We start from the raw sequence: 1,430 nt of genomic DNA on the forward strand, positions 1-1,430 counted from the left end.
TGGACTGCACCCAAAAGTTTAGACAAAATTAAACAATATTATTATATGAAAGAGTTCGGTACTGTACCGGACTCTTTCCTTTTAGATTAAGTCTTATTCTGTCGTTGTTATAGTAATTAATATACTCCTTTATTTCTTTTTTAAGTTCATCAATAGTTTTAAATTTTTTAGTATAGAACATTTCAGATTTTAAAGTTCCAAAGAAGTTTTCTATTATCGCATTATCCAGACAGTTTCCTTTGCGGGACATACTTTGGATGATACCTTTTTCTTTTAACAGATGCTGATAGGCTTTCATCTGATATTGCCAGCCTTGATCCGAGTGGAGAATGATGTTTTCTGTATTTTTAATTTTCCTGAAGCTTTTCTTCAACATATTCATAACCTGAATAAAGACAGGTCTCTCCGATAGGTCGTAACTGATAATCTCGCCATTGTAAAGGTCAATTATCGGGGATAGGTACAGTTTGTTCCCTGAGACATTGAACTCTGTTACATCAGTTGCCCACTTCGTGTTCGGTTGGTCTGCTTTAAAGTTCCTTTCCAAAATATTGGGTGCTAGGTTGCCTTGTTCGCCTCTATATGACCGGTATTTCTTGACCCTTATGATGCTTTTGAGTCCCAGAACTTTCATTAGTTTCATTATTGTCTTGTGATTGACCATAATTCCTTGCTGCTTCATGGTCAAAGTAATACGACGGTACCCGAACCGCCCTTTATGCCTATGATAAATCTGTTTTATCAAAGTTTTTACTTCTTCATATTTATCCTTTTTATTAAGAACTTTCTGATGATAATAGAAACTGCTTCTGGCCATACCTGTACAATTCAGCAGGAGTGACAGGTCATATTTTTGCCTTAATCCTTCGATGGCCTCTGCTTGTTCTTTTTGAGAGTTAAGGCGTCTAACTTTTTTAGAAAATCAATTTCAGCTCGAAGCCTTTCGTTTTCCAATAAAAGTTCTTCTTCTCTGGTCAATGGCTTATCGGACTTTCTTTTCTTGCGCTTGTAATCACTCATAATGCAGGATCTTCCTTTGGGTTTATTCTTTAACCCTAAAATACCACTTTTTTCGTAATCCCTTTGCCAATTCAAAACGGTAGACTGAGCTGCGATATCGAATCGGATACAAGCTTCCCTTTGTGAAATACGTTCTATTTCAATGGTTTTTAGAACTTTAATCTTGAAATCCAGGGAATAGTTCCTGCTTTTTCTCGGTTGTAGTCCAGAGATTCCATACTTGTTATAAAAACCAATCCACTTGCGCAAGTTACTTTCATTAAATCCTTTCTCTGTTGCTATAGATTCAATCGAACGATGAGAATTTTTGTAAAGTTTAATACTCTCTAATTTGAAAGCAACGCTAAATTTTTCTTTTTTATACATAAAAAATGCCCCTAAAAAGTGTCTAACTTTTTGGGGGCAGTCCA

General features: G+C 35.5%; 2 protein-coding genes. Both read right to left on the minus strand.

Going from position 1 to position 1,430, the window contains the following annotated elements; all coding sequences use genetic code 11:
* Nucleotides 1-28: 28 nt before the first annotated feature.
* Complete coding sequence (locus tag NK356_RS24000; RefSeq protein ID WP_253318246.1) at nt 29-871, minus strand: IS3 family transposase; 843 nt, start codon at nt 869-871, stop codon at nt 29-31.
* The coding region (locus NK356_RS24005) for a helix-turn-helix domain-containing protein (protein ID WP_253318245.1) at nt 859-1,430 on the minus strand (572 nt) is incomplete at its 5' end. The genes NK356_RS24000 and NK356_RS24005, both read right to left, overlap by 13 nt.

Origin of the sequence: Chryseobacterium sp. S0630 (genome assembly GCF_024158915.1) — a bacterium.
Classification (GTDB): domain Bacteria; phylum Bacteroidota; class Bacteroidia; order Flavobacteriales; family Weeksellaceae; genus Chryseobacterium.